Source organism: Variovorax sp. 01T439_2 (assembly GCF_056398445.1).
Genome location: NZ_JBFTPJ010000014.1, coordinates 1 through 23,827 on the forward strand (window position 1 = coordinate 1; position 23,827 = coordinate 23,827).

The 23,827-nt window shown below is 68.9% G+C and carries 24 protein-coding genes and 2 pseudogenes; 15 read left to right on the plus strand and 11 right to left on the minus strand.

Going from position 1 to position 23,827, the window contains the following annotated elements:
* A pseudogene (locus tag AC1DOC_RS01305) lies at positions 1–357 on the plus strand (hypothetical protein); the annotation flags it as partial.
* A 53-nt stretch (positions 358–410) separates the two neighbouring features.
* Here AC1DOC_RS01305 and hslO read toward each other — a convergent pair.
* Both hslO and AC1DOC_RS01315 read right to left on the minus strand, forming a co-directional pair.
* The gene (gene hslO, locus AC1DOC_RS01310) at positions 411–1,409 is read right to left on the minus strand and encodes an Hsp33 family molecular chaperone HslO (protein ID WP_436311247.1); all 999 of its coding nucleotides are present in this window, start codon (positions 1,407–1,409) and stop codon (positions 411–413) included.
* Positions 1,410–1,443: 34 nt separating this feature from the next.
* Entirely contained in the window at positions 1,444–1,968 is a 525-nt protein-coding gene (locus AC1DOC_RS01315; RefSeq protein ID WP_062366495.1) for a gamma carbonic anhydrase family protein, read from the minus strand.
* Between the two features lie 37 nt (positions 1,969–2,005).
* On the opposite strand from AC1DOC_RS01315, the gene AC1DOC_RS01320 reads away from it, so the two are divergent.
* The gene (locus AC1DOC_RS01320; protein ID WP_436311248.1) at positions 2,006–2,818 is read left to right on the plus strand and encodes a ferritin-like domain-containing protein; all 813 of its coding nucleotides are present in this window, start codon (positions 2,006–2,008) and stop codon (positions 2,816–2,818) included.
* 9 nt (positions 2,819–2,827) lie between these two features.
* Here the strand turns inward: AC1DOC_RS01320 and AC1DOC_RS01325 are convergent, their stop codons facing one another.
* The 6 genes and pseudogenes from AC1DOC_RS01325 to AC1DOC_RS01350 all read right to left on the minus strand — a co-directional run.
* On the minus strand, positions 2,828–3,304 hold the full coding sequence (locus AC1DOC_RS01325) for a MaoC family dehydratase (RefSeq protein ID WP_436311249.1): 477 nt from the start codon (positions 3,302–3,304) through the stop codon (positions 2,828–2,830).
* A gap of 39 nt (positions 3,305–3,343) precedes the next feature.
* A complete protein-coding gene (locus AC1DOC_RS01330) occupies positions 3,344–4,477 on the minus strand; it encodes a thiolase family protein (protein ID WP_436311250.1) in 1,134 nt (377 codons plus the stop codon).
* Positions 4,478–4,573: 96 nt separating this feature from the next.
* Entirely contained in the window at positions 4,574–5,164 is a 591-nt protein-coding gene (locus tag AC1DOC_RS01335; protein WP_478079858.1) for a TetR/AcrR family transcriptional regulator, read from the minus strand.
* A gap of 44 nt (positions 5,165–5,208) precedes the next feature.
* Positions 5,209–6,165, minus strand: coding sequence for a Bug family tripartite tricarboxylate transporter substrate binding protein (locus AC1DOC_RS01340; RefSeq protein WP_478129315.1), 957 nt, complete (start codon positions 6,163–6,165; stop codon positions 5,209–5,211).
* A 46-nt stretch (positions 6,166–6,211) separates the two neighbouring features.
* Positions 6,212–7,123 carry a site-specific tyrosine recombinase XerD gene (xerD, locus tag AC1DOC_RS01345; RefSeq protein WP_018905887.1) on the minus strand — a complete coding sequence of 304 codons (912 nt, stop codon included), beginning with the start codon at positions 7,121–7,123 and terminating at the stop codon, positions 6,212–6,214.
* Between the two features lie 39 nt (positions 7,124–7,162).
* Positions 7,163–8,026, minus strand: a pseudogene (locus tag AC1DOC_RS01350) (tripartite tricarboxylate transporter substrate binding protein BugE); the annotation flags it as partial.
* Between the two features lie 106 nt (positions 8,027–8,132).
* Here AC1DOC_RS01350 and AC1DOC_RS01355 point away from each other — a divergent pair.
* Positions 8,133–9,050 (plus strand): AEC family transporter, encoded by a 918-nt coding sequence (locus AC1DOC_RS01355; RefSeq protein WP_012748557.1) that lies wholly within the window; start codon positions 8,133–8,135, stop codon positions 9,048–9,050.
* Here AC1DOC_RS01355 and queG read toward each other — a convergent pair.
* Entirely contained in the window at positions 9,047–10,135 is a 1,089-nt protein-coding gene (queG, locus tag AC1DOC_RS01360) for a tRNA epoxyqueuosine(34) reductase QueG (protein ID WP_478079857.1), read from the minus strand. The genes AC1DOC_RS01355 and queG overlap by 4 nt on opposite strands.
* Between queG and tsaE the strand changes: the two genes are divergently transcribed.
* The 3 genes from tsaE to AC1DOC_RS01375 all read left to right on the plus strand — a co-directional run bounded on the left by tsaE (position 10,121) and on the right by AC1DOC_RS01375 (position 12,611).
* Complete coding sequence (gene tsaE / locus AC1DOC_RS01365) at positions 10,121–10,630, plus strand: tRNA (adenosine(37)-N6)-threonylcarbamoyltransferase complex ATPase subunit type 1 TsaE (protein WP_478129312.1); 510 nt, start codon at positions 10,121–10,123, stop codon at positions 10,628–10,630. The two genes, queG and tsaE, sit on opposite strands and share 15 nt — an antisense overlap.
* Positions 10,627–12,183, plus strand: a complete 1,557-nt coding sequence (locus AC1DOC_RS01370; RefSeq protein ID WP_018905883.1) for an N-acetylmuramoyl-L-alanine amidase — start codon at positions 10,627–10,629, stop codon at positions 12,181–12,183. The genes tsaE and AC1DOC_RS01370 overlap by 4 nt, the downstream gene beginning before the upstream one ends.
* Positions 12,184–12,317: 134 nt before the next feature.
* On the plus strand, positions 12,318–12,611 hold the full coding sequence (locus AC1DOC_RS01375; protein WP_018905882.1) for a glycine zipper domain-containing protein: 294 nt from the start codon (positions 12,318–12,320) through the stop codon (positions 12,609–12,611).
* Between the two features lie 72 nt (positions 12,612–12,683).
* Here AC1DOC_RS01375 and AC1DOC_RS01380 read toward each other — a convergent pair whose 3' ends face one another.
* Complete coding sequence (locus AC1DOC_RS01380) at positions 12,684–13,352, minus strand: DedA family protein (protein WP_018905881.1); 669 nt, start codon at positions 13,350–13,352, stop codon at positions 12,684–12,686.
* 168 nt (positions 13,353–13,520) lie between these two features.
* Between AC1DOC_RS01380 and mutL the strand changes: the two genes are divergently transcribed.
* The 4 genes from mutL (at position 13,521) to AC1DOC_RS01400 (ending at position 18,258) form a co-directional block, all read left to right on the plus strand.
* Positions 13,521–15,404, plus strand: coding sequence for a DNA mismatch repair endonuclease MutL (gene mutL, locus AC1DOC_RS01385; RefSeq protein ID WP_478129313.1), 1,884 nt, complete (start codon positions 13,521–13,523; stop codon positions 15,402–15,404).
* 185 nt (positions 15,405–15,589) lie between these two features.
* Complete coding sequence (locus AC1DOC_RS01390; protein WP_012748564.1) at positions 15,590–16,588, plus strand: alpha/beta hydrolase; 999 nt, start codon at positions 15,590–15,592, stop codon at positions 16,586–16,588.
* Between the two features lie 33 nt (positions 16,589–16,621).
* Positions 16,622–17,611, plus strand: a complete 990-nt coding sequence (gene miaA / locus AC1DOC_RS01395) for a tRNA (adenosine(37)-N6)-dimethylallyltransferase MiaA (RefSeq protein ID WP_478081340.1) — start codon at positions 16,622–16,624, stop codon at positions 17,609–17,611.
* Complete coding sequence (locus tag AC1DOC_RS01400) at positions 17,608–18,258, plus strand: ABC transporter ATP-binding protein (RefSeq protein WP_418145665.1); 651 nt, start codon at positions 17,608–17,610, stop codon at positions 18,256–18,258. Before miaA ends, AC1DOC_RS01400 begins: the two co-directional genes overlap by 4 nt.
* Position 18,259: 1 nt before the next feature.
* Here the strand turns inward: AC1DOC_RS01400 and AC1DOC_RS01405 are convergent, their stop codons facing one another.
* The gene (locus AC1DOC_RS01405; protein WP_478081341.1) at positions 18,260–19,216 is read right to left on the minus strand and encodes a threo-3-hydroxy-L-aspartate ammonia-lyase; all 957 of its coding nucleotides are present in this window, start codon (positions 19,214–19,216) and stop codon (positions 18,260–18,262) included.
* 114 nt (positions 19,217–19,330) lie between these two features.
* Between AC1DOC_RS01405 and AC1DOC_RS01410 the strand changes: the two genes are divergently transcribed.
* The 5 genes from AC1DOC_RS01410 to AC1DOC_RS01430 form a co-directional block, all read left to right on the plus strand.
* Positions 19,331–20,038, plus strand: coding sequence for a GntR family transcriptional regulator (locus AC1DOC_RS01410; protein ID WP_478081342.1), 708 nt, complete (start codon positions 19,331–19,333; stop codon positions 20,036–20,038).
* Entirely contained in the window at positions 20,035–20,940 is a 906-nt protein-coding gene (locus tag AC1DOC_RS01415) for a phytanoyl-CoA dioxygenase family protein (RefSeq protein ID WP_412511369.1), read from the plus strand. The genes AC1DOC_RS01410 and AC1DOC_RS01415 overlap by 4 nt, the downstream gene beginning before the upstream one ends.
* Positions 20,941–20,944: 4 nt before the next feature.
* Complete coding sequence (locus AC1DOC_RS01420) at positions 20,945–22,306, plus strand: NAD(P)H-dependent oxidoreductase (RefSeq protein ID WP_478084159.1); 1,362 nt, start codon at positions 20,945–20,947, stop codon at positions 22,304–22,306.
* 148 nt (positions 22,307–22,454) lie between these two features.
* Complete coding sequence (locus AC1DOC_RS01425) at positions 22,455–22,826, plus strand: YciI family protein (RefSeq protein ID WP_062366466.1); 372 nt, start codon at positions 22,455–22,457, stop codon at positions 22,824–22,826.
* Positions 22,823–23,827 (plus strand): RNA polymerase sigma factor (locus AC1DOC_RS01430; RefSeq protein WP_478129314.1); only part of this gene is annotated, 1,005 nt, incomplete at its 3' end. The genes AC1DOC_RS01425 and AC1DOC_RS01430, both read left to right, overlap by 4 nt.

The window sequence follows — 23,827 nt, forward strand, 5'->3', positions numbered from 1 at the left end:
ATCGTGCCGAAGCCGCTGGCCATCCACCTGCGCTTCGTCGGGGGCGGCAGCGCCGTGGCCAAGGTGTCCGAGATCAGCCGCGAGCGCACCGCGCTCGACGTGACGCTCTCCAAGCCTACGGCGAGCGCGCGGCCCTTTGCCGTGCTGCGCTCGATGTACGTGGCGCCCGACAACGCCGACGTGAGCGAGCTGCGCTGGCAGGAATCGCCCGAGGCCGCGGAGCAGGTGCTGCCGCTGCCCGACGTGAAGACGCTGAAGGCCACGCAGGTGCGCTTCGGGCGCAGCCTGCCTTCGCGCCACAACACCAGCGCGCCCGACATCGCGTTCAGTGACTTCGACGGCAAGGCGCCGCGCTGAGCGGAGCGCGCGGCCGGCTCACCGGCGCGCCGAATCTCGCCGGGCGAAGAGCGTTACTGGACGATCGGGCTGCCCGGGATCTGGTCCGTCGGCGGCCTGAAGATCTGCGCCGCGTCGACCGCATCGAAGCGGTACTGCTTGCCGCAGAAGTCGCAGCCCACCTCGATGTCGCCGCGCTCGGCCAGGATCTCCTCGGCCTCCTCGACGCCGAGCCCGCGGATCATCTGCGCCACGCGGTCGCGGCCGCAGGTGCACGCGAAGTGCGGGCCCAGCAGGCCCGCCTGCGGCTCGAAGCGCAGCAGCTTCTCTTCCCAGAACAGGCGGCGAAGAATGGTCTCGATGTCGAGCGTGAGCAGCTCGTCGCGCGTGAGGCTGGAGGCGAGGATCGAGATGCGGTTGTAGTCCTCGTTGCGGCCGATCTGGTCGGGGTTGGCCTGGTCGTGGTCCTTGCCGGAAGTGCCCTCGAGGTTGCCCTCGCCCTTCACCGGCAGGCGCTGGATCAAAAGGCCCGCCGCCACCTGGTCGTCGGCCGCGAGCACCAGCGTGGTGTCGAGCTGCTCGCTTTGCAGCATGTAGTGCTGCAGCACGTCGCTGAGCCGGCCGAGCTTCTCGCCCTCTTCGTCGAACAGCGGCACCACGCCCTGGTAGGGCGTCGTGCCCGGCAGCTTGTCCTTGGGGTCGAGCGTGATGGCGCAGCGGCCCTTGTTGTTGACGTTGACCATCTCGGGCAGGCGCGCATCGGCCGGCAGGTCGCCGATCACCTTGGCGGTGGCACGCAGGCTCAGGTCGGGCTTGGCCTCGGCCACGGCCACCTTGACCGGACCGTCGCCGAAGATCTGCAGGATCAGCGCGCCGTTGAACTTGATGTTGGCCTGCATCAGCGTGGCCGCGGCCGTCATCTCGCCGAGCAGTTCGGCCACCGGCGGCGGGTAGGCGCCGGTGGCGGTGTTGGAGGCGCGCCGCGCCAGGATTTCCTGCCACGCATCTGTCAGGCGCACGATCATGCCGCGCACCGGCAGGCCATCGAACAGGAATTTGTGCAGCTCGCTCAAAACGGATTCTTCTTTCTGTTGGGCCTGCGCGGTGTCAGGCGATTTTCTTCAAGCCCTTCGCATAGCGAATGGCGTTTGCTACGTAGTGGTCGGAGCCGTGCCGCAGGCGCGCGGCGTCTTCGTCGCTGATCGTGCGCATCACCTTGGCGGGCGAACCGAAGATCAGGGAGTTGTCGGGAAACTCCTTGCCCTCGGTCACGACGCTGCCGGCGCCAACAATCGAATTGCGGCCGATCTTCGCGTTATTCAAGACCACCGCCTGGATGCCGATCAGCGAGTTGTCGCCGATGGTGCAGCCATGCAGCATGACCTGGTGGCCGATGGTGACGTTCTCGCCGATGGTGAGCGGGCTGCCGGGGTCGGAATGCAGCATCGACATGTCCTGCACATTGCTGTTGCGCCCGATGGTCATCTTCTCGTTGTCGCCGCGCAGCACCGCGCCGAACCAGATGCTCGCGTTGTCGCCCAACTGCACGTTGCCGATCACCTCCGCGCTGTCGGCGACCCAGGCGCCGGTGCCGAGTTGCGGCGCAACGCCGTCGAGTTCATAGAGGGCCATCGTGGAGTCTCCGGGGGCAAAACCTAGAATTGTAGGGATGCACCCCCGATTGAGCGCGCTGGCCGCGCTGCGACTCACCGACCCTGAACAGAAAGTTGCGGCAACGCGCGCCACCGCTGCGCTGGCCGCTACCAATTCCATAGCAACCGACCCTCTGCGCGTCGTGGGCGATGACGTCGGCGTGCCGGGCCGCCCCGAACGGCCGCTGCGCGTGGCCGCCACCGCCGTGCAGAAGCGCTCGCCCTTCACGCCCGAGGGCCGCGCCGCGCTGATCCATTCGATCTGCCACATCGAGTTCAACGCCATCAACCTCGCGCTCGACGCCGTCTGGCGCTACGACGGCATGCCCGAGGCCTACTACCGCGACTGGCTGCGCGTGGCCGACGAAGAGGCGCAGCACTTCACGCTGCTGCATGCGCACCTGCAGGACATGGGCTGGCGCTACGGCGACTTCCCCGGGCACGACGGACTCTGGAGCATGTGCGAGAAGACCAGGGACGACGTGCTCGCGCGCATGGCGCTGGTGCCTCGCACGCTCGAAGCGCGCGGGCTCGACGCCACGCCGCTCATCCAGGCCAAGCTCAAGCGCGTGAACACGCCGGATGCGCTGCGCGCGGTCGAGATCCTCGACATCATCCTGCGCGACGAAGTGGGCCACGTGGCCATCGGCAACCGCTGGTACCGCTGGCTCTGCGAACGCGCCGGCCGCGACCCGGAGGCGACCTATCCCGAACTCGTGGCGCGCTACGAAGCGCCGCGCCTGAAGCCGCCCTTCAACCTCGAAGCCCGTGGCCGCGCGGGCTTCAGCGCCGAAGAGCTGCGCGCGTTCTCGGCCGGCGGCAAGGACTGAACGGCAGGCCTACGCAGGCCGGGCGTGCACGACCAGCTTGGGCGTGAAGTACTGGAGCACCTCGCCGCGCTGGTTGAGCGTGCGGCAGCGCATCGTGACCATCGCGCGGCCTGGCTTGGAGCGCGAGGGCGTGATGTCGAGCACCTCGCTCACCACGTGCAGCACGTCGCCGGGCCGCGTCGGCTTGGGCCACTGCAGCTCGCCGCCCGAGCCGATGATGCCTTCGGCCAGCGGAATGCCGCTCTCCACCATCAGCTTCATCGTGAGCGCCGCCGTGTGCCAGCCGCTGGCCGCGAGGCCGCCAAAGAAGGTGCTCTTCGCTGCCTCTTCATCGGTGTGGAAGGGCTGCGGATCGAACTGCGATGCAAAGGCCTTGATCTGCGCCACATCCAGCGCATGTTCGCCGCTCTGGAAGCGGTCGCCGACCGACAGGTCTTCGAGGTAAAGCGCGCGCTTGGCGCCCGTGTCGTCAGGGAGTGCCGCCATGGGAGTTCCTTTCAGTGCCTGCGCGCATTCTCGAACTATTCAGATGCGCTCGAGAATCGTGGCAATGCCCTGCCCGCCGCCGATGCATTGCGTGGCCAGCGCATAGCGGCCGTTCTCGCGCGCGAGCAGCGACGCCGCCTTGCCCGTGATGCGCGCACCGGTCGCGCCCAGCGGATGGCCGATGGCAAGGCCGCCGCCGTCGAGATTGATCCTCGCCGCATCGAGGCCGAGGTCGCGGATGCAGGCCAGCGCCTGCGACGAGAAGGCTTCGTTGAGTTCGATCACGTCGAGGTCGGCGGCCTTGAGCCCGGCGCGCGCCAGCGCCTTGCGCGTGGCCGGAATCGGGCCGATGCCCATGATGGCTGGGTCGACGCCCACGGTCGCGAACGCGCGGATGCGCGCGAGCGCCTGCAGGCCGTGCTTCGCGGCGAAGGCATCGCTGGTCACGAGCACGGCGGCGGCGCCGTCGGTCAGCGGCGACGAGGTGCCGGCCGTCACCACGCCATCAGGACGGAACGCCGGCTTGAGGCCCGCGAGCGCCTCGGCCGAGGTGGCCGGTCGGATGCAGCCATCGGCATCGACCACCTCGCCCGAGGCCAGGCGCACCGGCACGATCTCGCCCGCGAGCCGCCCTTGCGCGCGCGCAGCGGCGGCCTTGCGGTGCGACTCCACGGCAAAGGCCTCCTGGTCGGCGCGGCTCACGTTCCAGCGCTGTGCAACGTTCTCGGCCGTCTCGCCCATCGAGATGTAGGCATCGGTGTTTTCTTGCAGTTCGGGGCTCGGCGAGAAGTTGAAGCCGCCCTGCGGCACCATCGTCATCGACTCCACGCCCACGCACAGGAAGGCCTCGCCCATGCCCGCCTCGATCTGCGCCGCGGCAATGTGCACCGCCTGCATCGACGAGCCGCAGAAGCGGTTGACCGTCATGCCGCCCACCTCGTGCGGCAGCCCCGCGAGCAGGCCGACGATGCGCGCGATGTTGTTGCCCTGCGAGGCCTCGGGATAGGCGCAGCCCAGGATGACGTCCTCGAGCAGCGCGGGGTCGAGGTCGGTGCGCTGCAGCAGGCCGCGAACCACGCCGGCGGCCAGCGTGTCGGGGCGCACCTCGGCGAGCGCGCCCTTCTTCGCGAAGTGGAAAGGCGAACGGGCGTAGGCGGAAATGACGGCTTTCATAGGAACACTCCTTGATCAAAAACCTACCATCCAATCGGTAGGCAACGAGGTCAAAAAAATAGGCACGCGCTGCGTGCCCGCGATGCCGCCCGGCGATCAGCCGGGCAAGGAACTCCTGAGCTGCGCAATGGCTTCGTCGAAGTCTTCGACGCGGCCCGTCATGCGCGATGCGAGCAGCGCGCCCTGGCACACCGAGAACACATAGGCCGCCTGCGATGCAAGCGATGCGCCCTTCTTCTGCCGGGCCGGCGCCAGTGCGCCCAGCACGCCCGTGAGCCACAGCACCTGGGTGTTGCGCAGTTCCTGCACGGCCTGGCGCAGTTCCTCGTCGATGCAATCCCAGCCGGGCGTCAGCGCCCCTGCGGGGCACATGCCCGAGCCTGCCTTGAGCGTGTCGCGGTACATGCGGAAATAGGATTCGAGCGCGTCCTTCGGCGTGCGCACCCGCGCCGCGTCCCAGTCCTTGAAGAGCTGCGTGGCCTGCCGGATCACCGCAATGCCGAGCGCTTCCTTGGTCGGAAAGTGGTGGTACAGGCTCGCCTTGCGGACGCCGACCGCATCGGCCACATCCTGGAAGCTGAAGCCCAGGTAGGAGCGCGTTTCGATCAGGCGGCGCGCCACCCCGAGGATCTGCTCCCGGGTGCTGCCGGCGGCGAGTGCGGTCGAGGGGGCGGTGGCGCTGCTCATCTACCTACTATAAGGTAGGGAAATCGGGCGCACAAGCCGCAGGGTCAATCGGCCTTGATGTTCGCTGCCTTCACGATGCGCGCRTTGCCTTCGAACTCCGAGGCGATCTCCGCGGCAAAGGCGGCGGGGGTGYCGCCGGTCGGCACGTTGTCGGTGGCCGTGAGCTTGGCGCGCAGCTCGGGGCTGGCCAGGGCCTTGTTGATCTCGGCGTTGTACTTCTCGATCAATATGGGCGGCGTGGCCGCGGGCGCGAAGACGCCGAACACCGAATTGATGTTCGCCGCACTGAAGCCCAGCTCGCCCAGCGTGGGCACCTGCGGCAGGCTCTCGAGCCGCGCGGGCGCACCCACGGCCAGCGGACGCAGCTTGCCCGAGCGGATGTGCGAAGTGAGCGTGGGGCTCGCATTGCTCGAGAGAATCTCGAACTGCCCGCCGAGCGCATCGTTGAGCTGCTGGCCGCCGCCCTTGTAGGGCACGTGCGTGATATCGACGCCCGTGGCCGCCTTCACCTGCTCGAGCACGATGTGGCCGAGCGATGCCGGCCCCGAGGTGGCCCAGCGCACCGCGCCGGGCTGCGCCTTGGCATCGGCGATCAGCGCGCGGAAGTCGCGCGCCCTGCTGGCCGGCGTGGCGATCAGCAGCACCGGCGAATACATCACGCTCGCCACCGGCGCGATGTCCTTGAGCGGATCGAAGGGCAGCTTGCCGAGGTGCGGGCTCAGCACCAGCGGGCTGATGGCCGAGAAGCCCAGCGTGGCACCGTCGGGGGCGGCCTTGGCCACGGCATCCATGCCGATGGCACCGCTGGCGCCGGCGCGGTTGTCGACCACCACCGTGGTGCCCATCTGCGCGGCGAGCCTGTCGCCGAGCGCACGCGCGACCACGTCGCTGACGCCGCCCGCGGGGTACGCCACGATGAGGCGGATGGTCTTCGGAATGGCCTGGGCCTGTGCGCCGCCGGCAGCGAGCAATGCCGCCGCGACCCAGATTCTTTTCTGCATGAACGAAGTCTCTTTGCTGTTGGTGAAGTGAAGGAACACCGCGCCTTCAGCCGCGCGGGTGGTGCTGCGCATGCAGCTGCTTGAGGCGCTCGCGCGCCACGTGGGTGTAGATGGTGGTCGTGGAGATGTCGGCATGGCCGAGCAGCAATTGCACCGCGCGCAGGTCCACGCCGTGGTTCAGCAGGTGCGTGGCGAAGGCGTGGCGCAGCGTGTGGGGCGACAGCGGCACATGGATGCCGGCCGCGGCGGCCTGCTTCTTCACGATGATCCAGAACATCACGCGCGTCATGCCTGCGCCGCGCGCGGTCACGAACAGGTCGGGCGTCTGCTGCCCGTCGAGGATGGCGGGGCGCGACTCGTCCAGGTAGCGCTCGATCCAGCGCCGCGCCTCGCCGCCGAAGGGCACGAGGCGCTCCTTGCTGCCCTTGCCGAGTACGCGCAGCACGCCGTCGTTGAGGCTCATGTCGATGACCTTGAGCGCCACCAGTTCGCTCACGCGCAGGCCGCTCGCATACATCAGCTCGAGCATCGCGCGGTCGCGCAGGCCGAGCGGGGTTTCCACGTCGGGTGCGGCCAGCAGATCGTCCACCTGCTTTTCCGACAGCGTCTTGATGGCCCGCGGCATCTGCCGCGCGGGCGCGAGCCGGATGCTCGGATCGGCTGCGATGCGGCGCTCGCGCAGCGCCCAGCGGTAGTAGCGCTTGAACACCGTGAGCCGCCGGTTGGCCGAGGTGGCCTTGCCCCGGGTCGACAGGCGCGCGCCCATGTAGGCCTGCAGGTCGGACTCCTGCGCCGTGTCGAGCGCGCGGCCGCTGCGCTGGCTGCCCAGCCACTGCGCGAACAGCGCGAGGTCGCGGCGGTAGGCGGCCAGCGTGTTCTTCGACAGCCCGTCCTCGAGCCAGAGGGCATCGATGAAGTCGTCGATCTCGGGGGTTTGCGTGGCGGCGGCCTCTGTCATGCGCTGCAAGATATCAAAAAAGAAAAGCCGCCCGTGGCGGTCCTCGATGCGCTTCTTCACGGCCGGATCTTCCACCGCCTTCTTCACGCCGGCGCTGACCTTGTCGACCACTTCCTTCGGCAGGCCCTTGGGGCCGAGGATGCCGTAGTAGGCCATGCGGTTGACCGGCTCGAGCCCCACTTCCTTGAAGGTGGGCACGTTGGGCAGCGCGGCCAGGCGCTGCGGCGCCGACACCACGATCGGAACCAGCCGGCCGCTCTGGATGAAGGGCATGGCCGACGGGATGTTGTCGAACATGATCGGCACCTGGCCGGCCACCACGTCGTTGAGCGCCGGGCCCGCACCGCGGTAGGGAATGTGCGTGACGAAGGTGTTGGTGAGGCTCTTGTAGAGCTCCATCAGCAGGTGGCCGATGCCGCCGGTGCCCGACGAGGCGTACGAGTACTTTCCGGGGTTCTTCTTGAGCTCGGCCACGAACTCCGCATAGTTCTTGGCCGGGAAGCTCGGGTTGACCGCAATGATGTTGGGCGTGGCCGCAATGTTGATGATCGGCGTGAAGTCGTTGATCGGGTCGTACGGCACCTTGGGGTTGATGGCCGGATTGGCCGCCGTGCTCGACACCGTGGCAACGCCGAGCTTGTAGCCGTCAGGCGTGGCGCGCGCCGTTTCGGCTGCGCCCACGATGCCGCCGCCGCCCGCGCGGTTGATCACCACCACCGGCTGGCCCAGCACCTTGCCGAGCGGGTCGGAAATCACGCGCGCCACGATGTCGGTCGTGCCGCCCGGTGCAAAGGGCACGCTCAGCTCGACCGGCTTGTTCGGATAGCCCTGCGCGAAGCTCTGGCCCGCGGCCGCGACCAGCGCGGCGGCTCCCACCATGGCGCCCCATTGACGACGTTGCATCTATAACTCCTTGATTGAATGGTTGATGTCGAAAAACCAAAGCCCCGGATGCTAGCGGCTTCGCACCTCGCCGGTGCTGTGGATTACCCATGGTCCGCCGCGGTTTATGCTCGAAGCGGTGAACTTCGCACAGCTGCTCTTTCCGGATTTTTCGCTCATCGCCATCGGCTGGCTTCTTTGCCGCTACACGGCGCTCGACCGACGCGTATGGGACCAGGTCGAAAGCCTGGTCTACTACTTTCTATTTCCTGTGCTGCTGTTCCACTCGATCGTGCGCAGCCCGCTCGACTTTGCCGCCACCTCGAGCCTGCTCACCGCAGGCGTGGGCATCGGCTTGTGCGGCATCGCGATGGCCTATGCACTGCCCTATGTGCCCGGCCTCGGTTCGCACATCGACCGCCGCGACCATGCGGCCAGCGCGCAGATCGGGTTCCGCTTCAACTCCTTCATCTGCCTGGCGCTCGCCGAGCGGCTGGCCGGTGCGCAGGGCCTGTTGCTGATTGCGGTGCTGATCGGCGTGTGCGTGCCGATGTTCAACATCGCGGCCGTCTGGCCGATGGCACGGCATGCCGAGAGCGGCTTCGCGCGGCAGCTGGTGCGCAATCCGCTGATCGTCGCCACGCTGGCCGGGTTGCTGGCCAACGTGCTGGGCTTCACCGTGCCGAACTGGGCCACGCCCACGCTCACGCGCATCGGCGCCGCATCGCTTGCGCTCGGCCTGCTGGCCGCGGGCGCGGGCATGCAGTTCGCCACGCTGGGGCGCGGCAAGGTGCTCGCGGTGTCGGTGCTGTCCATACGGCACCTGTTCCTGCCGCTGGTGGCATGGGGCCTGTCGCTCGCGCTGCGGCTGGACGCGACGCAGGCCTCGGTGCTGATGGCGTTTTCCGCCGTGCCCACCGCCTCCAGCGCCTATGTGCTGGCGGCGCGCATGGGCTACAACGGACCGTACGTGGCGGGCCTCGTGACCCTGTCCACGCTGCTGGGCGTGCTGAGCCTGCCGTTTGCGCTGGCGCTGCCGCGCTAGGACTCGTTCGGCGTTTCGGGGCGCTGCGCCAGCGCCCACGCCACGTGCTCGCGCACCAGTTCGCTCGGGTCCGAGCCCCGCGTGGCCAGGGCCTCTGCGGCGCCGCTCTCGCCTGCGCGCAGTGCGTTGCCAAGGGCCACGGCGATGTTGCGCAGCCAGCGTTCATGCCCGATGCGGCGGATCGGGCTGCCTTCGGTGAAGCGCAGAAATTCCTCTTCGCTCCAGGCAAAGAGCGCGGCCAGCGACTGGCCGGTGAGCCCTTCGCGCGCATCGAAGTCGGGCAGCGCGCTCTTCTTCGCGAACTTGTTCCAGGGGCAGATCAGCTGGCAGTCGTCGCAGCCGTAGATGCGGTTGCCCATCAGCGGCCGAAGCTCCAGCGGAATCGGCCCGCCGTGCTCGATGGTGAGGTACGAAATGCAGCGCCGCGCATCGAGCCGGTATGGCGCGACGATCGCCTTGGTCGGGCACACGTCGATGCAGGCGCTGCAGCTGCCGCAGTGCGCGGTGACCGGCTCGCTTTCGGGCAGCGCCATGTCGACGTAGATCTCGCCCAGGAAGAACATCGAGCCCGCGCTGCGGTCCAGCACCAGCGTGTGCTTGCCGCGCCAGCCCTGGCCGCTGCGGGACGCAAGCTCGGCTTCGAGCACCGGGGCCGAATCGGTGAAGGCGCGGTGACCGAACGGACCTACTTCCTCGGCGATGCGCTCGGCCAGCCGGGCCAGCCGGGCACGCATCACCTTGTGATAGTCGCGGCCGCGCGCATAGACCGAGACGATGGCCTCGCCGAGCCGCGAGAGGCGATCGAACTCCACGGCCTGCCAATCGTCGAGCGGCGTGCCGCGCGGCAGGTAGTCCATGCGCGCCGTGATGACGCTCACCGTGCCCGGCACCAGCTCGGCCGGCCGCGCGCGGCGCGTGCCGTGCGTTGCCATGTATTTCATCTCGCCATGGAACCCATGGGCCAGCCATTGCATCAGACCTTCCTCGGCGCTCGATAAATCGACGCCCGCGATTCCGATTTGGGAGAATCCGAGTTCCCGGGCCAATGCCTGAATACGAGCAACGAGTGGATGGCTGACGATCACTTGCCGATTGTAGAAACGCCGAAGAACGCCGGCCGCACGCTGCACTGGCGCAGCGAAGAAGACACCGACGCCTTCGCGCGCGCGCTGGCGGCCTCGCCCGCGCTGCGCGATGCCTTCATTGCGCTGCACGGCGACCTCGGCGCCGGCAAGACCACCTTCGTGCGCCACCTGCTGCGCGCGCTCGGCATCGAGGGCCGCATCAAGAGCCCGACCTATGCCGTGGTCGAGCCGCACGAAGCGCCCGACGGCCTGGCCATCTTCCATTTCGATTTCTACCGCTTCAACGATCCGCGCGAGTGGGACGACGCCGGCTTCCGTGACATTTTCGCGGGTCCGGGCCTCAAGCTCGCGGAGTGGCCAGAGAACGCTGCCGGCCGCACACCAATTGCCGACCTCGCTATTAAAATAGAAGCAATGACAGACGACACACGCAGCGTGACCCTCCTGGCGAACACTCCCCGCGGCAGCACCCTGCTGGCGCRGCTCGGCGCATGAAGGCCACCGGCCTCAAGCGGCGCGTGCTGCTGCAGGGCGGCAGCATCGCGCTGATGCTCGGCGTGCACCAGATCGCGCGCGGCGCCACCATCCTCGCAGTGCGCGTGTGGCCCGCGGCCGACTACACGCGCGTGACCATCGAATCCGATGCGCGGCTGCATTCGCAGCAGCTGGTGGTCGGCAGTCCGCCGCGGCTGGCGGTGGACATCGAAGGCATCGATCTCAACCCCGAGCTGCGCGACCTGGTCGGCAAGATCAAGCCGGGCGACCCGTACATCAACGGCCTGCGCGTCGGCCAGAACGCACCCAAGGTGGTGCGGATCGTGTTCGACCTCAAGCAGGCCGTGGTGCCGCAGGTGTTCTCGCTGGCGCCCATTGCCGCGTACAAGCACCGGCTGGTGCTCGACCTCTACCCCGAAAAAGCCATCGACCCGATGGAAGCGCTGATCACCGAGCGCCTGCGCGAAGCGCCGCGCGGCAGCAGCGCCGGCGGCAGCAACGGTGCCGTGGCAAGCGCACCGTCGGTGCCGCCGCCGGCCGCGCCCTCCTCGGGCCTCGCGCCCGACGGCGGGCCGCCGATCCTCGTGCGGCCGTCGCCCAACGTGCCAGCGCCGATCCCCGCGCCCGGCAGCATCGCGCCATCTCCCGCCCGCCCGCCGGCCACGGCGGCCGGGCCCGCACCCGATCCGCTGGGCGAGCTGATGGCGCAGCAGTCGACGCGGCCCGGCCCCGTCGTGCCACCCGCACCGCCCATTGCGCCTGCCGTACCCGTGGCGCCTCCCGCGCCCCTCGCGTCCGCGCGCGGCAGCGCCACCGCGAGCCGCACCGACCGCATCATCATCGTGGCGCTCGATCCCGGCCATGGCGGCGAAGACCCGGGCGCCATCGGCCCCAACGGCACGCGCGAGAAAGACATCGTGCTGCAGATCGCGCACCGCCTGCGCGACCGCATCAACGCGAGCAGCGTCAACGGCAACCCGATGCGCGCGTTTCTCACGCGTGACGCCGATTTTTTCGTGCCGCTGGGCGTGCGCGTGCAGAAGGCGCGGCGCGTGCAGGCCGACCTCTTCGTGAGCATCCATGCCGATGCGTTCACCACGCCCGCCGCGCGCGGCGCGAGCGTCTTTGCGCTGAGCCAGAGCGGCGCCTCGAGCAGCGCCGCGCGCTGGCTCGCCAACAAGGAAAACGAAGCCGACAAGGTCGGCGGCGTGAACGTGGGCAACCACGAAGTGCAGGTGCAGCGCGCGCTGCTCGACATGAGCACCACGGCGCAGATCAACGACAGCCTCAAGCTCGGCGGCGCCATGCTCGGCGAGATCCGCGGCATCGGCGCACGGCTGCACAAGCCCGCGGTCGAGCAGGCCGGCTTCGCGGTGCTCAAGGCACCCGATATCCCGAGCGTGCTGGTCGAAACGGCGTTCATCAGCAACCCCGAAGAAGAAGCCAACCTGCGCAGCGTCAGCTACCAGGAAAACCTTTCCGATGCGCTGATGCGCGGCATCCAGCGCTACTTTGCGCAGAACCCGCCGCTCGCGCGCAGCCGCCAGCTCTGAGCCCGCGCGCGCGCGCCGTGCCGTCCCACGCGGGCCGGCCCGTGGCAACGCACAGGCAGGCGCGGCAGGCTCCTACACGGGGGACCGGCGCCTTTTGTCCATCATGGCTCCATCACTCTAGAAAGGTGGACACCATGATGATGAAGGCACGAATCTGGATTTCCGCTGCAGCGGCAGGCGCGGTCATGGCGCTGGCCGGTTGCGCGTCCGGCCCCAACCAGAACCTGGGCACCGGCATCGGCGCGCTCGGCGGTGCGGCCGTGGGCCACGCCATCGGCGGCAACACCGGCAGTACCCTGGGCGGCGCGGCCATTGGCGGCGTGATCGGCAACCAGGTGGGCCGCAGCGTCGACGAGCGCAACTACTACGAGAGCCAGCGCGCCTATCCGCCGAACACCTATTACCCGCGCAACGGCCCGAACTACTGACCTTTTACCAATCCTGACTCTCTCTCTGCTCGAGCGCGCCATCACTGGCGCGCTTTTTTTGTCCGGTGCCGATCAAGCCTTCGAAGGCAGCTGCGCGCGCGCCTTCTCTGCGCGCGATGCGCGCCAGGCACCGAAGATCGCGATCAGGCCCGGCACGAAGATCAGCGCCCAGATGATCTTGTCGAGATGCTCGCGAACGAACGGCAGGTTGCCGAAGAAGTAGCCCGCCGTCGCGATGCCCAGCACCCAGACCAGCCCGCCCACCACATTGAACATGGTGAACTTCGCGCGGCTCATTTCGGCCACGCCGGCCACGAAGGGCGCGAAGGTGCGAATGAAGGGCATGAAGCGCGCAAGGATGATCGTGATGCCGCCATAGCGCTCGTAGAACGCATGGGCCTGGTCGAAGGCCTTGCGGTTGAAGAAGCGCGAGTCCTCCCACTTGAAGACCTTGGGCCCGAAGTAGCGGCCGATGCTGTAGTTGCACTGGTCGCCCAGGATGGCTGCGGCAATGAGCACTGCGCAGGCCAGCGGAAAGCTCATGAGCCCCACGCCGCACAGCGCGCCCACAATGAAGAGCAGCGAGTCGCCGGGCAGGAAAGGCATCACCACCGCGCCTGTCTCCACGAACACGATCAGGAAGAGCAGCGCATAGACCCAGGGACCATAAGCAACGACGAAGGCCTCGAGGTGTTTGTCGACGTGCAGGATGAAGTCGACGAGAAAGCTGATGATTTCCATGGTCGCGGATTATCCTTGCTGCGCGCCGCATGGCGTCCCATGACGAATTCGGAGATCCAACATGACAGGTCGATACATCCAGACCTGTTCTGGCGCCAGCAGCCCGATGTACCTGGCGGCCTGACACGCTGCCGCGCGGCGGCGGCAACCGGCTTCTAGAATGCTCGCGTGAGCGCCCTTCCCTCTTCCATTCCGTCCCCCGAACGCCGTCCGATCCGAGAACTTCCCGACGAGCTGATCAGCCAGATCGCCGCGGGCGAAGTGGTCGAACGCCCGGCCTCCGTGGTGCGCGAACTGCTCGACAACGCGCTGGACGCCGGCGCGCGCCAGGTCACGGTGCGGCTGGCTTCGGGCGGCGTGCGGCTGATCTCGGTGGAGGACGACGGCCAGGGCATTCCGCGCGAAGAGCTCACGGTGGCACTGCGCCGCCATGCCACCAGCAAGATCGCGAGCCTGAACGACCTCGAGACCGTGGGCACCATGGGCTTTCGCGGCGAGGCGCTCGCGGCCATCAACGCCATCGCGGAGCTCAGCATTCTTTCGCGCTTTGCGGGTGCTGACGGCGCCTTCGCGCTCGACGGCCGCACCGGCGAACTGCGGCCGGTGGCCCGCGCCGTCGGCACCACGGTCGAGGTGCGCGAGCTTTTCTTCGCGACCCCCGCGCGGCGCAAGTTCCTGAAGACCGACGCCACCGAGCTGGCCCACTGCATCGAGGCCGTGCGCCGCCATGCGCTGGCGCGGCCGGAGGTCGGCTTTTCGGTGTGGCACGACGGCAAGCTGATGGAACAGTGGCGCGCCGCCGACCGGCGCGAGCAGCGCCTGGCCGACGCGCTCAGCGACGACTTCGTGGCGCAGAGCGTGGCCGTCGAGTACATGGGCGGCGCGGTGCGCGTGGCCGGGCGTGCCGGCATGCCGGATGCCGCGCGTTCGCGCGCCGACCAGCAGTTCTTCTACGTCAACGGCCGCTTCGTGCGCGACAAGGTGCTCTCGCATGCCGTGCGCAGCGCCTACGAGGACGTGCTGCACGGCCAGCGCCAGCCCGTGTATGCGCTGTACCTCGAAATCGATCCGTCGCGCGTCGACGTGAACGTGCATCCGACCAAGATCGAGGTGCGTTTTCGCGATGGCCGCGAGGTGCACCAGGCGGTGCGCCATGCGATCGAGAACGCGCTTGCGGCACCGCGCGCGGGCGATGCCGTCACGCCCGCGGCGCCGCAGCAACCCTTTTTCAAGCCGAACGTGCCCGCGTCGGGTGCAGCCTGGGCCCAGCCGGGCATCAATTTCGTGGCGGCGGAGCGCGGCGCCGGCGATTTCGAGGCCCTGTGGCCCCAGCGGACCGGCRCCTCGAACCCCGGATCCGGCGCTTCCCCCTGGCCCGCTGCCGAAGCGGCGCCCGCAGCGTTCCGGGCCCCTGCCGGGCTGCCGGCCGAATCGACGGCTCCTGGCGCCCCGTCCACCAATGAGCAAGCCTGGCCCCTGGGCCGCGCGCTGGCGCAGCTGCAGGGCATCTACATCCTGGCCGAAAACAGCCAGGGCCTGATCGTGGTCGACATGCACGCGGCGCACGAACGCATCGTCTACGAGCGGCTCAAGACCCAACTCGACGGCGCCGCCATCACGAGCCAGCCGCTGCTGATCCCGGCCACCTTCGCGGCCACGCCCCAGGAAGTGGCCACCGCCGAGGCCTGCGCCGCGGTGCTGCCCACGCTGGGGCTGGAAATCACGCCGTTTTCGCCGCGCACCCTTGCGGTGCGTGCGGTGCCGGGCACCCTGGCCGATGGCGATCCGGTGGAGCTTGCGCGCAGCGTATTGGCCGAACTGGCGCAGCACGATGCCAGCACCGTGGTGCAGCGGGCGCAGAACGAATTGCTCTCGACCATGGCCTGCCATGGTGCGGTGCGGGCCAACCGCAGGCTCACGATCGACGAAATGTACGCTTTATTACGTCAAATGGAAGCCACCGAGCGTTCGGACCAGTGCAACCATGGCCGCCCGACCTGGCGGCAGCTGTCGATTCGGGAGCTGGACGCGCTTTTTATGCGCGGCAGATAGCAAATCGGGGCATTTTGAGGGTTTTTCCGGAGTTTTTGGAGGTCATCCGCGAAGCGGGCACGGGCGTTGCATATGTAGAACAAAGTGCCACTTGAGGGCGCTTGGGGGGAAGTGCTGGGGCGCAGTGTCGGCGCGCTCCTTGCTCGAGCATGAACTTTCCGCCGGCTTCGCTGTCCCTCTAGTCCATGAAACGCTGGTCCCTCCTTGCCTCCGTTCTTTCGCTGTGCGCCCTTCTGGCGGCCGGCTGCTCCACGTTCGACGAACAGCAGCGCGAGTGGATCTTCCAACCCAGCGACCGCAGCTGGGGCAACACCGCGACCATGACCGAGGGCATGCAGGACGTCTGGATCGACTTCCAGTCCTCCATCACCGGCGAATCCGCCCGCCTTCACGGCCTCTGGCTCGGCGGCGAGCCCGAGACCACCGACCGTCCGGTCATGCTGTACCTGCACGGCGCCCGCTACAACGTGGCCGGATCGGCGCCGCGCATCCAGCGCATGCACGAGCTCGGTTTCTCGGTGCTGGCCATCGACTACCGCGGCTTCGGCAAGAGCTCCAAGGGCCTGCCCTCGGAAGAATCGGCGCGCGAGGACGCGCGCGCCGCCTGGACCTGGCTCGCAGCCCGGCATCCGCGGCAGCACCGCTACATCTTCGGCCACTCGCTGGGCGGCGCCATCGGCATCGACCTGGCCGCCAGCGTCAACGACGAGAGCGGCACCATCGTCGAAAGCACCTTCACCTCCATTGCCGACGTGGTGAGCGGCTTCAAGTGGGGCTGGCTGCCGTTCGGCCCGTTCATCACGCAGCGCTTCGAGGCCATCAACCGCGTCAAGGACATCGGCGCGCCGCTGCTGGTGGTGCATGGCACCGCCGACAGCCTGATCAACCCCACGCTGGGCCGCAAGCTCTACAACGCGGCCACCGTGCCCAAGCTCTTCGTGCTGGTGGAGGGTGGCTCGCACCACAACACCAATTCGATCGGCGAGGCGCAGTACCGCTCGGCGCTTTCGCAGCTGTTTCGCATGAAGCCCGAGACCACGCTGGCTTCGCGCCAAGGGGAAGGCACGCCGGTGCTGCGCGGCACGCCATCGCTGCCGGCCGCGCCGGCGTCCCCGCGCACCGATTCGCCCGCCCTGCCGCAAGAAGCGCGCGGCAAGGCCAGCGCCAGCGCGCAGGCGATCTGAAGCTTCCGGTTTTGTTGTTACCCTCGGGCGCTTATGCCGCCCTCCGCTGCCGCCTCCGGCCTTCCTGAAAACCCGACATACATCGCGCTCGCGGGGCCGACCGCCTCCGGCAAGACGGCGGTGGCGCTCGCGCTGGCGCGGGTGCGCCCGGTGGAGATCGTCAGCGTCGATTCGGCGCTGGTCTATCGCGGCATGGACATCGGCACCGCCAAGCCCAGCCGGGCCGAGCAGGCCGCCGTGCCGCACCACCTGATCGACATCCTCGATCCGCGCGAAAGCTACAGCGCCGCCGCCTTCGTGGCCGACGCGACACGGCTCATCGGCGAGATCCGCGCGCGCGGCGCCCTGCCGCTGCTGGTGGGCGGCACCATGCTCTATTTCAAGGCGCTGTTCGACGGCATCGACGCCATGCCCGCCGCCGATGCCGCCGTGCGCGCGCGCATCGACGCCGAAGCCGCCGCGCTGGGCTGGCCCGCCATGCATGCGCGGCTCGCCAAGGTCGACCCCGTGACCGCCGCGCGCCTGGCACCGCAGGACAGCCAGCGCATCCAGCGTGCGCTCGAGGTATGGGAAAGCAGCGGGCAGCCCTTGTCGAGCTTTCATGCCGGCGAGAGAGACAAGGCAGTGAAGGGATTGGCCGGCGGCGCGCTGTTCTCGCTCGAACCCGCCGACCGCGCCTGGCTGCATGCGCGCATTGCCGAGCGCTTCGACGCCATGCTGGCCGCCGGCTTCCTCGACGAGGTCAGGGCGCTGCGCGCACGCGGCGATCTTTCCACCGAGCTTCCCTCGATGCGCTGCGTGGGCTACCGGCAGGCCTGGGAAATGCTCGACGCATGCGGCGGCGCGCAGCCCGATGCCAAGGCCGTCGGCACGCTGCGCGAGCGCGGCATCGCGGCCACGCGCCAGCTCGCCAAGCGGCAGATCACCTGGCTGCGCAGCATGCCGGCGCGCACCGTCATCGCCTGCGACGCGCCGGACGCGGTGCAGACGGCCGTTCAACGCATCGCAGGCACCACCGCATGACGCTACGCATCTCGGGGCTCGCCAAGCACTACGGCGACGTGCCCGTCTTCGAGAACGTGACGCTCGGCGTCGAGCCCGGCGAGTTCGTCGCCATCGTGGGCGAATCGGGCGTCGGCAAGTCGACGCTGCTCAACTGCATGGCCGGGCTCGACCGCTGGGACGCGGGCACGGTCACCCACGGCGGCATCGACATCGGCGCGCTCGACGGCGAAGCCTGCGCGCTCTGGCGCCGCCGCCACGTGGGCTTCGTGTTCCAGGCTTTCCACGTGCTGCCGCACCTGGACGTGGCGCAGAACGTCTCGCTGCCGCTGATGCTGCTGGGCGGCAAGCGCGATGAAGGCCGCGTCGCGCACATGCTCGATGCGGTGGGCCTGCCCGGCATGGGCGCACGGCTGCCGCAGACGCTCTCGGGCGGCCAGCTGCAGCGCGTGGCCATCGCGCGCGCGCTGGTGCACCGGCCCGCCCTGCTGCTGGCCGACGAGCCCACCGGCAACCTCGACCCGGGCACCGCTTCGAAGGTGATGGAACTGCTGATCGGCCAGACGCGCGAGCACGGCGCCTCGCTGGTGCTGGTGACGCATTCCGAGAGCGCGGCAGCCCGTGCGGACCGCCTGCTGCACCTGACGGCCGAGGGAATCCGCGCCTGAGCTACGCGAGCAGCGCCGCGTAGCGCGAGAGGTCGACGTTGCCGCCGCTGACCACGATGCCCACGCGCTGGCCCGCGATGGCCTTGCCCGCGGCAATCGCGCCCGCGAAGGCGAGGCAGCCGGTCGGCTCTACCACGATCTTCATGCGCTCGGCAAAGAAGCGCATTGCATCGACGAGCTGCGCGTCGGTCACGGTGAAGATGTCGTCCACGTCGCGCTGGATGATGCCGAAGGTGTACTGCCCCAGGTGCTGCGTCTGCGCGCCGTCGGCAATGGTCTTGGGCGTTTCGATGTGCACGATCTTTCCCGCGCGCAATGATTGCTGGCCGTCGTTGCCCGCCTCGGGCTCCACGCCGTAGACCTTGCAACCGGGCGCCAGCGCGCGCGCCGACAGCGCCGAACCCGACAGCAGCCCGCCGCCGCCCAGGCACACGAACAGCTGGTCGAGCGGGCCGGTCTCTTCGATGAGTTCCTTCACCGCCGTGCCCTGCCCCGCGAGCACGTCCGGGTGGTCGTAGGGCGGGATCATCGTCATGCCGCGTTCCTGCGCGAGCCGCTTCGTGAGCGCCTCGCGGTCTTCGGTGAAGCGGTCGTACATCACCACTTCGGCGCCGTAGCCCTTCGTGGCCGCAACCTTGGCCGCGGGCGCGTCCTTGGGCATGACGATCACGGCCGGCATCGACAAGAGCCGGGCCGACAGCGCAATGGCCTGCGCATGGTTGCCCGAAGAGAACGCGATCACGCCGCCCTTGCGCTGCGCGGCGTCGAACTTCGACAGCGCATTGAACGCACCGCGGAACTTGAAGGCGCCCATGCGCTGGAAGTTCTCGCACTTGAAGAAGAACTTGGCGCCCCAGCGTTCGTCGGCCGTCTGCGATCGCAGCACGGGCGTGCGGTGGGCGTGGCCCTCGAGCCGCGCGGCCGCGGCGATGACGTCGTCGTAGGTAGGTAGTTGCATGGGCCGAGCTTAGCGGCGGGTTACGTTCTTTTGCAGCCCCCATGGGTAAAAACCCGGGATGCGCGGCGGCGCCGGATTCCGTACTCTGTATACAGAGTTCAAGGAAAGCCATCCATGCCCGCCCAGCTCGTCAGCATCGAAGCCGCGCCCGACCTCGTCGACCAGGTCTACCGCGCCCTGCTCGGCGCCATCAGCAGCGGCGCGCTGGCGCCCGGCGAGCGGATCACGCAGGAAGACATCGCGCAGCGCCTGTCGGTGTCGCGCCAGCCCGTGCTGCAGGCGCTGCGCCTGCTCAAGAAGGACGGCTTCGTGCACGATGCGCCCGGCCGCGGCGTGCTGGTGGCGCCGCTCGATGCCGAATGGATGCGCAAGGTCTACCAGGTGCGCGGCGCGCTCGACGTGCTGGCCGCGCGGCTCGCGGCCGCACAGCGCTTTCGCATCGATCCCAGGCTGCTGGAGCGTGGCCGCCGTGCGGCGCGCGGGCGCAATGTCGAAGCCATGATCGATGCCGACCTGGCCTTCCACCAGGCCATCTACGAGGCCTCGGGCAATCCGCTGATCGGCCAGAGCGCCGGCCAGCACTGGCGCCACCTGCGCCGCGCGATGGGTGCGGTGCTGCAGGCCGAGCCGCAGCGCGAGACGCTCTGGGACGAGCACGAAGCCATCGCCGCCGCCATTGCGGCCGGCCATGCGCAGCGCGCCGCGCAGCTGAGCGAGGAACACGTCGCCCGGGCCAGCGAGGCACTGGGCCGGCGGCTCGCGCAGCAGCTCGCGCGCACCGCATCCGCATCCACCCCCACCCGCAAAGGAGACAAGGCATGAAGTTGACCCCCGAGCAACGCGCGCAGTTCGAGCGCGACGGCTACCTGTTCTTTCCCGGACATTTCTCGCCCGAAGAAACCAGGGCGCTGACCGATGCGGTGCCCGACCTGTACAGCAAGCGCGAGGCCTTCAACGTGCGCGAGAAGGGCTCGGATGCGGTGCGCACCAACTTTGCCGCGCACCTGATCAGCGAGCCATTTGCGCGGCTCGCGCGCCATCCGCGCATGGTGGAGCCGGTGATGGACCTCTTCGGCGAAGAGGTCTACATGCACCAGTTCAAGATCAACGGCAAGATGGCGTTCGAAGGCGACGTATGGCAGTGGCACCAGGACTACGGCACCTGGCTCAACGACGACCTGATGCCCACCGAGCGCGCGATGAACGTCGCGATCTTCCTGGACGAGGTGAACGAGCACAACGGCCCGCTGATGTTCATTCCGGGCAGCCACCGCAAGGGCGTGGTGGATGCGAAGCACGACCTCATGACCACCAGCTATCCGCTGTGGACGGTGGACAACGACCTGATCCGGCAGCTGGTGGACCGCGCTGGCGGCAAAGGCCACTACGACGCGGCGGGCCGCCACGTCGGGGGCGGCATCGTCTCGCCCAAGGGGCCCGCCGGCTCGATGATCCTGTTCCACAGCTGCCTCGTGCATGCCTCGGGCAGCAATCTTTCGCCGTTCAACCGCGTGGCGGTGTACCTGAGCCTGTGCGCTGTCAGCAACCACATCCGGCGCCACAAGCGGCCCGAGTACATCGCGCACAGAAACTTCGCGCCCATCGAGCTGCTGCCCGACGATTGCCTGCTCAAGCCCTACCCGGTCGAGGTGCCGTGGAAGAACGGACTGCCCGAGAGTGCCCTGCAGACCTCGCTCGAAGTCCTCGACACCGCGGAGGCCTGACGCCATGAGTCTCTACGCCCGCCTGCAGCAGCGCGCCGCCGAAGGCCGCCCCATCCGCATCGGCCTGATCGGCGCCGGCAAGTTCGGCTCGATGTACCTCGCGCAGATTCCGCGCACGCCCGGCGTGCAGCTGGTCGCGATTGCCGACCTGTCGCCCGCGGCGGCACGTGCCAACCTCGAGCGCGTCGGCTGGAACCCGGAGCGCGCCGCTGCGGGCTCGGTGCAGGAAGCCCTGAAGACGGGCAGCACCTGGATCACCGACGACTGGCAGGCCGTGACGCGCGAGCCCGCCATCGACATCGTGGTCGAGTGCACCGGCAACCCGGTGGCAGCCGTCGAGCATTGCCTGGATGCGTTTGCGCATGGCAAGCACGTGGTCAACGTGACGGTCGAGGCCGATGCCTTCTGCGGCCCGCTGCTCGCGCGCCGCGCGCAGCAGGCCGGCGTGGTCTATTCACTGGCCTTCGGCGACCAGCCCGCGCTGATCTGCGACCTGGTCGACTGGGCGCGCACCTGCGGCTTTCCGGTGGTCGCGGCCGGACGCGGCCACAAGTGGCTGCCGCACTTCACCGAATCGACGCCCGAGACCGTCTGGGGCAACTACGGCCTGACGCCCGAACAGGCGCTGCGCGGCGGCCTCAATCCGAAGATGTTCAACAGCTTTCTCGACGGCTCCAAGCCGTCCATCGAAAGCTCGGCGGTGGCCAACGCCACCGGGCTCACCGTGCCTTCGGACGGCCTGCTCTACCCGCCCGCGAGCGTGGAGGACATTCCCTTCGTCACGCGCCCCCGGAGCGAAGGCGGCGTGCTCGAACGCAAGGGCATGGTCGAGGTCATTTCCTCGCTCGAGGCCGACGGGCGAAAGATCCCCTACGACATCCGCATGGGCGTATGGGTCACGGTCGAGGCCGAGACCGACTACATCAAGAACTGCTTCGAGGAATACAACGCCCACACCGACCCGAGCGGGCGCTACTTCACGCTCTACAAGCGCTGGCACCTGATCGGCCTGGAGGTCGGCATGTCGGTGGCCAGCGTCGCCTTGCGCGGCGAGCCGACCGGCGTGGCCACCTGCTGGAACGCCGACGTGGTGGCCACGGCCAAGCGCGATCTCGCGCCCGGCGAGATGCTCGACGGCGAAGGCGGCTACACCGTCTGGGGCAAGCTGCTGCCGGCCGAGCGCTCGCTCGGCCTGGGCGGGCTGCCGCTCGGGCTGGCGCACAGCGTCAAGCTGGTGCGACCGGTGAAGAAGGGCCAGAGCCTCTGCTGGGCCGACGTGGTCATGGACACCTCGACCTCCGCCTACCGGCTGCGAAGCGAGATGGAGGCCATGTTCGCCCCCGCCGCGCAGGCCAAGGCGGCCTGAAAGCCTAGGTAGCGCAACCGTTGCGCCGAACGGCAATCGCGTAAAAAATCATCTGCTCGACACGGACGCCGTGTCGAAATGACCGGCTGCGGGCCGTCATTGTGGTGAGCGATCCTGCTCAGCCTCTTTTCCACGATGGAGAGACACCATGCAGTACATGTTGATGTTCTATCAGCCCGCGGCCGAATTCGAACAGCGGAACGACGCGTCCTCGCAGGCCTACCGGGCCAGCTGGGTGGCGTATGCCGATGCGGTTCGCCAGTCGGGCATTTCGCTCGGCGGGCACGGCCTCCTGCCGCCGATGACCGGCACCACGCTGCGCGTGCGCGGCGACAAGCGCCAGGTGCAGGACGGCCCCTTTGCCGACACCAAGGAGCAGCTCGGCGGCTACTTCGTGGTGGATGTGCCGGACCTCGATGCCGCGCTCGAATGGGCGGCCCGCGCGCCCTGCGCAGCCAGCGGGGGCGTGGAGGTGCGGCCGGTCTTCACGGCCACGGCCATCGCGGCGGCCACACCGTGAACCACCCGGCGGCTCACCAGGCCGCCGAACGTGCGGCGCGCGAGTCGTACGGCCGCCTGCTGGCCATCCTGTCCGCGCGCACGCACGACATCGCCGCATCGGAAGATGCGCTCGCCGAGGCCTTCGCGCGCGCACTGGAGCGCTGGCCGGCCGACGGCATTCCCGCACAGCCCGAGGCCTGGCTGCTGAGCGTGGCGCGGCACCGCAAGCTGGACGCCTGGCGCCACAGCCGCGTGCAGGACGATGCGACGCAGTCGCTGCTGCTCTTGGCCGGCGAGATGGACGACGCGCCCGAGGGCGCAGCCGTGCCCGACGAGCGGCTGCGCCTGATGTTCGTCTGCGCGCATCCGGCCATCGATGCGGCGGCGCGCGCGCCGCTGATGCTGCAGGCCGTGCTCGGGCTCGACGCGGCCCGCATGGCCGGTGCCTTTCTCACCGCGCCTTCCACGCTGGGCCAGCGGCTGGTGCGGGCCAAGGCACGCATCCGGGCCGCGGGCATTCCCTTCGAGTACCCGCAGGCGCGCGAACTTCCGCAGCGGCTGCAGGACGTGCAGGGCGGCATCTACGCCGCCTACGGCACCGGCTGGGACGACGTCGACGGCGCCGACGCCCTGCCGCGCGGCCTCACCGCCGAGGCCATCGACCTCGGCCGCATCCTGTGCAGCCTGATGCCCGATGAGCCCGAGCCGCTGGGCCTGCTCGCGCTGATGCTCTTCTGCGAAAGCCGCGCCGCGGCCCGGCGCAGCGAGGCCGGCGCCTACGTGCCGCTCGACCAGCAGGACCCGCTGCGCTGGAACCCCGACCTGCTCGCGGAGGCCGAACGCTGCCTGCGCCGGGCCTCGGAGATGAAATCCCTCGGCCCCTATCAGCTGGAGGCCGCCATCCAGTCGGCCCATTGCGAGCGCCGTGTGGGTGCGCCCGTGCCGCCCGAAGTGCTGGTGTCGCTCTACGAAGGACTGCTGGCGCTGCGGCCCAGCATCGGTGCCCAGGTCAGCTTGGCC

Coding starts and splice junctions, on each gene's coding strand:
- AC1DOC_RS01315 (WP_062366495.1), bottom strand. CDS start 1,968: ATGGCCCTCTATGAACTCGACGGCGTTGCGCCGCAACTCGGCACCGGC.
- AC1DOC_RS01320 (WP_436311248.1), top strand. CDS start 2,006: ATGCACCCCCGATTGAGCGCGCTGGCCGCGCTGCGACTCACCGACCCT.
- AC1DOC_RS01325 (WP_436311249.1), bottom strand. CDS start 3,304: ATGGCGGCACTCCCTGACGACACGGGCGCCAAGCGCGCGCTTTACCTC.
- AC1DOC_RS01330 (WP_436311250.1), bottom strand. CDS start 4,477: ATGAAAGCCGTCATTTCCGCCTACGCCCGTTCGCCTTTCCACTTCGCG.
- AC1DOC_RS01335 (WP_478079858.1), bottom strand. CDS start 5,164: ATGAGCAGCGCCACCGCCCCCTCGACCGCACTCGCCGCCGGCAGCACC.
- xerD (WP_018905887.1), bottom strand. CDS start 7,123: ATGACAGAGGCCGCCGCCACGCAAACCCCCGAGATCGACGACTTCATC.
- AC1DOC_RS01355 (WP_012748557.1), top strand. CDS start 8,133: ATGCTCGAAGCGGTGAACTTCGCACAGCTGCTCTTTCCGGATTTTTCG.
- AC1DOC_RS01370 (WP_018905883.1), top strand. CDS start 10,627: ATGAAGGCCACCGGCCTCAAGCGGCGCGTGCTGCTGCAGGGCGGCAGC.
- AC1DOC_RS01375 (WP_018905882.1), top strand. CDS start 12,318: ATGATGATGAAGGCACGAATCTGGATTTCCGCTGCAGCGGCAGGCGCG.
- AC1DOC_RS01380 (WP_018905881.1), bottom strand. CDS start 13,352: ATGGAAATCATCAGCTTTCTCGTCGACTTCATCCTGCACGTCGACAAA.
- AC1DOC_RS01390 (WP_012748564.1), top strand. CDS start 15,590: ATGAAACGCTGGTCCCTCCTTGCCTCCGTTCTTTCGCTGTGCGCCCTT.
- miaA (WP_478081340.1), top strand. CDS start 16,622: ATGCCGCCCTCCGCTGCCGCCTCCGGCCTTCCTGAAAACCCGACATAC.
- AC1DOC_RS01400 (WP_418145665.1), top strand. CDS start 17,608: ATGACGCTACGCATCTCGGGGCTCGCCAAGCACTACGGCGACGTGCCC.
- AC1DOC_RS01405 (WP_478081341.1), bottom strand. CDS start 19,216: ATGCAACTACCTACCTACGACGACGTCATCGCCGCGGCCGCGCGGCTC.
- AC1DOC_RS01410 (WP_478081342.1), top strand. CDS start 19,331: ATGCCCGCCCAGCTCGTCAGCATCGAAGCCGCGCCCGACCTCGTCGAC.
- AC1DOC_RS01415 (WP_412511369.1), top strand. CDS start 20,035: ATGAAGTTGACCCCCGAGCAACGCGCGCAGTTCGAGCGCGACGGCTAC.
- AC1DOC_RS01420 (WP_478084159.1), top strand. CDS start 20,945: ATGAGTCTCTACGCCCGCCTGCAGCAGCGCGCCGCCGAAGGCCGCCCC.
- AC1DOC_RS01425 (WP_062366466.1), top strand. CDS start 22,455: ATGCAGTACATGTTGATGTTCTATCAGCCCGCGGCCGAATTCGAACAG.